Source organism: Janthinobacterium woesei (assembly GCF_051380875.1).
Lineage (GTDB): Bacteria > Pseudomonadota > Gammaproteobacteria > Burkholderiales > Burkholderiaceae_D > Janthinobacterium.
This window is the reverse complement of the sequence record NZ_JBNYXW010000023.1, coordinates 83,508-90,898: the sequence shown is the minus strand read 5'-3', so window position 1 is coordinate 90,898 and position 7,391 is coordinate 83,508. Positions and strand designations below refer to the sequence as shown.

9 protein-coding genes are annotated in these 7,391 nt (G+C 60.7%); all 9 read left to right on the top strand.

What is annotated here, in order from left to right; genetic code table 11:
• The first annotated feature begins 173 nt into the window (after positions 1 to 173).
• Positions 174 to 953: a uracil-DNA glycosylase family protein gene (locus tag ACQ4W6_RS23520; RefSeq protein ID WP_436569583.1), complete on the top strand. Its 780-nt coding sequence runs from the start codon at positions 174 to 176 to the stop codon at positions 951 to 953.
• A 38-nt stretch (positions 954 to 991) separates the two neighbouring features.
• A complete protein-coding gene (gene ybiA / locus ACQ4W6_RS23515) occupies positions 992 to 1,543 on the top strand; it encodes a riboflavin biosynthesis intermediates N-glycosidase (RefSeq protein WP_436569582.1) in 552 nt (183 codons plus the stop codon).
• 273 nt (positions 1,544 to 1,816) lie between these two features.
• Entirely contained in the window at positions 1,817 to 2,293 is a 477-nt protein-coding gene (gene iscR, locus ACQ4W6_RS23510) for a Fe-S cluster assembly transcriptional regulator IscR (RefSeq protein WP_034779566.1), read from the top strand.
• 41 nt (positions 2,294 to 2,334) lie between these two features.
• Positions 2,335 to 3,591: an IscS subfamily cysteine desulfurase gene (locus ACQ4W6_RS23505; protein WP_436569581.1), complete on the top strand. Its 1,257-nt coding sequence runs from the start codon at positions 2,335 to 2,337 to the stop codon at positions 3,589 to 3,591.
• Between the two features lie 54 nt (positions 3,592 to 3,645).
• The gene (gene iscU / locus ACQ4W6_RS23500) at positions 3,646 to 4,035 is read left to right on the top strand and encodes a Fe-S cluster assembly scaffold IscU (RefSeq protein ID WP_436569580.1); all 390 of its coding nucleotides are present in this window, start codon (positions 3,646 to 3,648) and stop codon (positions 4,033 to 4,035) included.
• A gap of 51 nt (positions 4,036 to 4,086) precedes the next feature.
• Positions 4,087 to 4,407, top strand: a complete 321-nt coding sequence (gene iscA, locus ACQ4W6_RS23495; RefSeq protein ID WP_010399774.1) for an iron-sulfur cluster assembly protein IscA — start codon at positions 4,087 to 4,089, stop codon at positions 4,405 to 4,407.
• A gap of 69 nt (positions 4,408 to 4,476) precedes the next feature.
• Positions 4,477 to 4,992 carry a Fe-S protein assembly co-chaperone HscB gene (gene hscB, locus ACQ4W6_RS23490; RefSeq protein ID WP_436569579.1) on the top strand — a complete coding sequence of 172 codons (516 nt, stop codon included), beginning with the start codon at positions 4,477 to 4,479 and terminating at the stop codon, positions 4,990 to 4,992.
• 107 nt (positions 4,993 to 5,099) lie between these two features.
• Entirely contained in the window at positions 5,100 to 6,980 is a 1,881-nt protein-coding gene (gene hscA / locus ACQ4W6_RS23485) for a Fe-S protein assembly chaperone HscA (protein WP_436569578.1), read from the top strand.
• Positions 6,981 to 7,048: 68 nt separating this feature from the next.
• On the top strand, positions 7,049 to 7,390 hold the full coding sequence (gene fdx / locus ACQ4W6_RS23480; RefSeq protein ID WP_436569577.1) for an ISC system 2Fe-2S type ferredoxin: 342 nt from the start codon (positions 7,049 to 7,051) through the stop codon (positions 7,388 to 7,390).
• Position 7,391: the final 1 nt, after the last annotated feature.

The window sequence follows — 7,391 nt, the reverse complement described above, 5'->3', positions numbered from 1 at the left end:
GACCAGTTTTACCGCTTCTTCCCGAAGCTCTGGTGTGTATGTTGTTGAGCGTTTCATAAGTTCTCCAGTTGGTGAAGTTTACCAAACAAGAGTGTCCGAAAAAGTCAGGGTACCTCAAATATCGCCCTGCCGGTGCGCTACAATTTGCCTTTGCGCAATCGAGTACGAATACCATGACAGTTCCGACACTTCCCGCCAGCATCGTCGATGCGCTATCCCTGGCGCACGTTTCCTGGCGGCCCATCTTGCTGCGCGGCTTGCACGCCGTGATGGTGGCCGACCCCGCTTATTTGCCGGCGCTGGCCGTCGACGACTACCTGCCCACGCAGGGCCGCCTGTTTGCCGCCTTTGCCCTGCCGCTGGCGCACACGCGCTATGTGCTGGTGGGCGAGGGGCCGTATCCGCGTGCCGACAGCGCCACGGGCGTGTGTTTCATGGATGGCGCCGTCGGCAGCCTGTGGTCGGCGACCGGCTTGTCGAAACCCGTCAACCGCGCCACCTCCTTGCGCAACTTCATGAAGATGCTGCTGGTGGCCGATGGCCAGTTGCAGGGCGGCGACACGTCCGGCGCGGCCATGGCGCCCGTGGCCGCAGCCGCGCTGCTGCCGGGCAGCGGCGTCATCCAGACCTTGCCCGACTTGCAGCGCAAGATGAGCGGGCAAGGCTTTTTGCTGCTCAACGCGGCACTGGTGTTCCGTGCCCACGTGCCGCCCGTGCAGGATGCGCGCGGCTGGCTGCCCTTCCTGCAGGTGGTGCTCGAAGCGCTGGCGCAGCAGGGCGGTGCGGTCGTGCCGCAACTTGTGCTGTGGGGCAAGATTGCCGAGCTCATCAAGCGCCTGCCGGTGGCGGCATCGCTGCCGCAGCTGACGGCCGAACATCCGTATAATCTGTCCTTTATTGGCAATCGTGACATGCAGGCCCTGTTTGGTCCGATGCAACTATTGCGTGCTTGAGCTTGAATTAGCGCCTGTCTGGCGGAAGTCCGGGGAATATGCAAATTAGTAACGTGGAAGAATTGAAGGCGTGGATAGAGGAGGGCGGCGTGCCCGACTATCTGTATTTCTGGGGCCACACGCCGGCGCAGCCGCAGGTGGCCGATAAAAGCTGCTTCAGCCAATGGTTTCCGTCGCCGTTCAGCCTCGCTGGCGTGACGTATGCTACGGCCGAACATTACATGATGGCGCAGAAGGCGGCCCTGTTTGGCGATACGTCCGTGCAGGCGCGCATCGTGGCGGCCGAGCGGCCATCGGAAGTGAAGAAGCTGGGGCGCGAGGTGGCCAATTTTGACGCCAGGGTGTGGGAGGCGGCGCGTACCGGCATCGTCTTCGATGGCAACTTTGCCAAGTTTTCGCAAAAGCCCACCTTGCGCAAGTTTCTGCTGGGCACAGGCGAGCGCATCATCGTCGAAGCCAGTCCCGTCGACCGCATCTGGGGCGTGGGCCTGGCGTCGGACAATCCGCGTGTCGCCGATCCGGCCCGCTGGGACGGCTTGAACTTGCTGGGTTTCGAGTTGATGAAAGTGCGCACCGCCTTACGCGGATGATAGCGCCTGGCCAAACCTGCTACGCGACGGTTTTGTCAGGTGCCGTGAAGCCTGTGATGACTTCAATTGTTGTTTTCTTAACTACTCATCTGGCGCTGCGTCAGCAATAGCGGGCCTGCAAGCCCCTGCCAGCCCCCATGGTCATCGCGGGGCACTCTGACAAACCCCGCTGAATTTGTTATACTTGACTAAATCATTCAACTACTCAGACTTTGATGAGTTGAAAAACCGCAATATTTTAAACCAGTTATTGAACAGTTGAGCCGAGGATGTATGCGTCTGACTACAAAAGGCCGTTTTGCCGTGACAGCGATGATCGATCTTGCCCTGCGCCAGGGCAAGGGACCGGTCACCCTGTCGGGCATCAGCCAGCGCCAGTCGATTTCCCTTTCCTACCTGGAACAGCTGTTCGGCAAGCTGCGCCGCCATGAGATCGTCGAATCGATCCGTGGCCCGGGCGGCGGCTACAGCCTGGCGCGCCGCGCCGACAAGGTGACGGTGGCCGACATCATCATCGCTGTCGACGAACCGCTGGACGCCACGCAGTGCGGCGGCAAGGAGCATTGCCACGGCGCCGACGCGGCCACGGGTGCGCGCTGCATGACGCATGAATTGTGGTCCACACTCAACGAAAAAATGGTCGATTATCTGGATTCTGTGTCGCTGCAGGACCTGGTCGACCAGCAGAGACAAAAGATTGCCGAGCAAAGCGTGATGGTGATGCACCGTAACCACGCCGCCCTCGGTTGAACATTACAAAATACTAAGTTGCTGATTGCATGGAGTTATTGATGAACGCCCCTGAAAAAAACGTAGGCCAAGTGCATTTTGAAACCGCACCGCATTTTCCGATCTACATGGATTACTCGGCCACCACGCCGATCGATCCACGCGTCGCCGACAAGATGATTCCTTACCTGCGCGAGCAGTTCGGCAATCCGGCATCGCGCAGCCACATGTATGGCTGGACGGCGGAAAAAGCCGTGGAAGAGGCACGCGGCCACGTGGCGGCACTGGTGAACGCCGATCCGCGCGAAATCATCTGGACTTCCGGCGCGACGGAAAGCAACAACCTGGCCATCAAGGGCGCGGCGCAATTCTACAAAACCAAGGGCAAGCACATCATCACCGTCAAGACCGAACATAAATCGGTACTCGACACGGTGCGCGAACTGGAACGCGTCGGCTTCGAAGCAACTTATCTGGAACCGCAAGACAACGGCCTGATTACCGTCGAGCAACTGGCTGCGGCCGTGCGCCCGGACACCATCCTCGTGTCGGTGATGCTGGTGAACAACGAAATCGGCGTGATCCAGCCCATCGACGAAATCGGCGTGTTCTGCCGCTCGAAAGGCATCATCTTCCATTGCGACGCGGCGCAAGCGACGGGCAAGGTCGTCATCGACCTGCAAAAGACCAAGGTCGACCTGATGACCTTCACGGCGCATAAAACCTACGGCCCGAAAGGCGTGGGCGCGCTGTACGTCTGCCGCAAGCCGCGCGTGCGCCTGGAAGCGCAAATGCACGGTGGCGGCCATGAGCGCGGCCTGCGTTCGGGCACCCTGCCGACCCACCAGATCGTCGGCATGGGCGAAGCGTTCCGTATCGCCAAGGAAGAAATGGACAGCGAAATCGGCCACATCAAGGCCTTGCGCGACCGCCTGGCCAAGGGCTTGCAAGAGATCGAAGAAGTCTACATCAACGGCGACATGGAACACCGCGTGCCGCACAACCTGAATGTCAGCTTCAACTATGTAGAAGGCGAGTCGCTGATCATGGCGATCAAGGATATCGCCGTGTCGTCCGGTTCGGCCTGCACCTCGGCCAGCCTGGAGCCATCGTACGTGCTGCGCGCCCTGGGCCGCAGCGACGAACTGGCGCACAGCTCGATCCGCTTCACCATCGGCCGCTTCTCGACCGAGGAAGACATCGACTTCGCCGTCAACTTGCTGAAATCGAAAGTACACAAATTGCGTGAGCTGTCGCCGCTGTGGGACATGTTCAAGGAAGGGATCGACATCAATTCGATCCAATGGGCGGCACACTAACAATCACGACGGTCCCGCTCACGGGGCCGGCAAGAATATTTAAGGAGCATTAAAATGGCTTACTCGGACAAAGTACTCGATCACTACGAAAACCCACGCAACGTGGGCGCTTTCGACAAGGGTGATGACAGCATCGGCACCGGCATGGTTGGCGCGCCAGCGTGCGGCGACGTGATGAAGCTGCAGATCAAGGTTGGCGCAGATGGCCTGATCGAAGATGCGAAATTCAAGACCTACGGCTGCGGTTCGGCCATCGCGTCGAGCTCGCTGGTGACCGAATGGGTCAAGGGCAAGACGCTGGACCAGGCGCTGTCGATCAAGAACACGCAGATCGCTGAAGAACTGGCCCTGCCGCCAGTGAAGATTCACTGCTCCATCCTGGCTGAAGACGCCATCAAGGCAGCAGTTCTGGATTACAAGACCCGCCATCCGGCAGCGGCCTAAGTTTGCATCCTGCCCCGCGCCGCAAGGCCTGGGGCAGGCGCGGAGAAATACATGATCACACTGACCGAAAAAGCGGCGAAACACATCAACCGTTATATCGAACGGCGAGGCAAGGGCATGGGCCTGCGCTTTGGCGTGCGTACCACGGGCTGCTCGGGCCTGGCTTACAAGCTCGAATATGTCGATGAAGTGGCGGCAGAAGACAGCGTCTTCGAATCGCACGGCGTCAAAGTCTTCGTCGACCCGAAAAGCCTGCCGTACATCGACGGCACGGAACTCGATTTCGCGCGCGAAGGCTTGAACGAAGGCTTCAAGTTCCACAATCCGAACGAAAAAGACGCCTGCGGCTGCGGCGAAAGTTTCCGCATCTAAGACGCAAGTATCACCCCGGTCGGTGCGCTGTACTCATCGATTGAGGCACAGCGAGCACCGACACTATTCATGCAAAACCACTTCGATCTATTCCAGTTGCCGGCGCACTTCGCGCTCGACATGAGCGCGCTCGACGCGGCCTACCGCGACGTGCAGGGCAAAGTCCATCCAGACCGCTTCATCAACGCCAGCAGTGCCGAAAAGCGCGTGGCGATGCAATGGGCCACGCGTGCCAATGAAGCTTATCAAACCCTGAAAAGCCCGCAAAAGCGCGCGCAATATCTGTGCGAGCTCAATGGCGTCGATTTGCAGACGGAATCGAACACGGCCATGCCGGTCAGCTTCCTGATGCAGCAGATGGAATGGCGCGAGGAGCTGGGCGACGCCCGTGCAGGCAAGGATGCCGACGCGCTCGACGCCCTTGACCGCCAGCTGCGCGGCGAACGCAAGGCCCTGCTGGCCCAGGTGGGTGCACAGCTCGACGCGGGCGACTACGTCAACGCCGCGCAAAGCGTGCGCGCCCTGATGTTCCTCGATAAATTCGGCGAAGAGGTGCGTTTTGCCTACGAGGCCATCGAAGCTTAGAGTCGGACAGCTTGACCCGCGTGCCAAGCGCCAGTCTGGCGCGCGTCTTATAATGCGCATCAGGCATCAGCTGCACCACGCAAAAAATTAATCGAGGCACGAATACAATGGCACTTCTGCAAATTTCCGAACCAGGCATGTCGACCGCGCCGCACCAGCACCGCCTGGCCGTCGGCATCGATCTTGGCACCACCAATTCCCTGGTCGCCACCGTGCGCAACAGCATTCCCGAGGTGCTCAACGACGAAGAAGGGCACTCGCTGCTGCCATCCGTCGTGCGCTACCTGCCGAATGGCCACGCGAATATCGGCTACAAGGCCCTGGCCGCGCAAACCACCGACCCGAAAAACACCATTGTCTCCGTCAAGCGCTTCATGGGCCGCGGCCTGGCCGATATCGCCTACGCGGAAAACCTGCCGTACGACTTCCAGGACACGCCTGGCATGGTGCAGCTGAAAACCGTGGCCGGCGTGAAAAGCCCGGTCGAGGTGTCGGCGCAAATCCTCGCCACCCTGCGCCAGCGCGCGGAAGATTCCCTCGGCGATGACTTGGTCGGCGCCGTGATTACTGTACCAGCCTATTTTGACGATGCCCAGCGCCAGGCGACCAAAGATGCGGCGCAATTGGCCGGCATCAATGTCTTGCGCCTCTTGAGCGAGCCGACGGCCGCCGCCATCGCCTATGGCCTCGATAACGCCTCCGAAGGCGTGTACGCCGTATATGACCTCGGTGGCGGCACGTTCGACATCTCGGTGTTGAAACTGAGCAAGGGCGTCTTCGAAGTGCTGTCGACGGGCGGCGATTCGGCCCTGGGCGGCGACGATTTCGACCGCCGCCTGTTCTGCTGGATCAGCGAGCAGGCAACACTGGCACCGTTGTCGGACCAGGACACGGCGATCCTGCTGGTGAAGGCGCGCGAAATCAAGGAACTGCTGTCGACCAAGCCGGAAACGACGATCGACGCCAAGCTCAATTCGGGCGAAGAGATCCACCTGCGCATCACGGCCGAAGAATTCGTCAAGATGACGGCGCACCTGGTGGGCAAGACCATGAGCGCCATCAAGAAAGCCCTGCGCGACGCGAACGTGGATGCGGACGACGTCGATGGCGTGGTGATGGTCGGTGGCGCCACGCGCATGCCGCACGTGCAGCGCGCCGTCAGCGAATTCTTCCACACCACCCCGCACGCGAATATCGACCCGGATAAAGTGGTGGCGCTGGGCGCGGCCATCCAGGCCAACTTGCTGGCCGGCAACCGCGCCGCCGGCGACGACTGGCTGCTGCTGGACGTGATCCCGCTGTCGCTGGGCATCGAGACCATGGGCGGCCTGGTGGAAAAGATCATCCCGCGTAACTCGACCATTCCATGCGCCCGCGCGCAGGAATTCACCACCTTCAAGGATGGCCAGACGGCGCTGGCCGTGCACGTGCTGCAGGGCGAGCGTGAACTGGTCAGCGATTGCCGTTCGCTGGCGCGCTTTGAATTGCGCGGCATTCCGCCGATGGTGGCGGGCGCCGCGCGCATCCGCATCACCTACCAGGTCGACGCGGACGGCTTGCTGTCGGTTTCGGCGCGCGAACTGCGCTCGGGCGTGGAAGCGTCGATCAGCGTCAAGCCGGCCTATGGCCTGGCAGATGACGACATCGCGCGCATGCTGCAGGATTCCTATACCTCCGCCGACGTCGACATGGTGGCGCGCGCGCTGCGCGAAGAGCAGGTGGAAGCGGAACGCATCTTGCTGGCCACGCAGTCGGCGCTCGATGAAGACGGCAGTTTGCTGGACGACGCCGAACGCGCGCTAGTGGATGGCTTGATGCAGAAGGTGCGCGAGGCGATTGCGCAATCGCAAAGCGGCGCCATCGACCACTTGGCCTTGAAACTGGCGATCGAAGCGCTGGCCGACGGCACCGAGGATTTTGCCTCGCGCCGCATGGACCGCAGCGTACGCACTGCATTGACCGGTAAATCGCTCGACCAGATCGTTTAAAAATTAATTGAACAGCGCGCTGCCCATGCTGCGGCCGCGCTCCAAATGACAGACTGAAAGAAGAAAATATGCCCCAAATCGTCATCCTGCCGCACGCCAAACTTTGCCCTGACGGCGCCGTTATCGAAGCGCCGGCCGGCAAGTCCATCTGCGACATCCTGCTGGAAAACGACATCGACATCGAGCACGCCTGCGAAAAATCGTGCGCCTGCACCACTTGCCACGTGCTGGTGCGCGAAGGCATCGCGTCCTTGAACGAAGCGACGGAACTGGAAGAAGACATGCTCGACAAGGCCTGGGGCCTGGAAGCCGTGTCGCGCCTGTCGTGCCAGTCCATCGTGGCCGAGACCGACCTCGTCGTCGAAATCCCTAAATACACGATCAACCAGGTCAGCGAAGGCAGCCACTAAC

Bases quoted from the DNA above. Each gene is read 5' to 3' on its own strand.
- iscA (WP_010399774.1), top strand. From the start codon at position 4,087: ATGATCACACTGACCGAAAAAGCGGCGAAACACATCAACCGTTATATC.
- ACQ4W6_RS23520 (WP_436569583.1), top strand. From the start codon at position 174: ATGACAGTTCCGACACTTCCCGCCAGCATCGTCGATGCGCTATCCCTG.
- ACQ4W6_RS23505 (WP_436569581.1), top strand. From the start codon at position 2,335: ATGAACGCCCCTGAAAAAAACGTAGGCCAAGTGCATTTTGAAACCGCA.
- ybiA (WP_436569582.1), top strand. From the start codon at position 992: ATGCAAATTAGTAACGTGGAAGAATTGAAGGCGTGGATAGAGGAGGGC.
- fdx (WP_436569577.1), top strand. From the start codon at position 7,049: ATGCCCCAAATCGTCATCCTGCCGCACGCCAAACTTTGCCCTGACGGC.
- iscU (WP_436569580.1), top strand. From the start codon at position 3,646: ATGGCTTACTCGGACAAAGTACTCGATCACTACGAAAACCCACGCAAC.
- iscR (WP_034779566.1), top strand. From the start codon at position 1,817: ATGCGTCTGACTACAAAAGGCCGTTTTGCCGTGACAGCGATGATCGAT.
- hscB (WP_436569579.1), top strand. From the start codon at position 4,477: ATGCAAAACCACTTCGATCTATTCCAGTTGCCGGCGCACTTCGCGCTC.
- hscA (WP_436569578.1), top strand. From the start codon at position 5,100: ATGGCACTTCTGCAAATTTCCGAACCAGGCATGTCGACCGCGCCGCAC.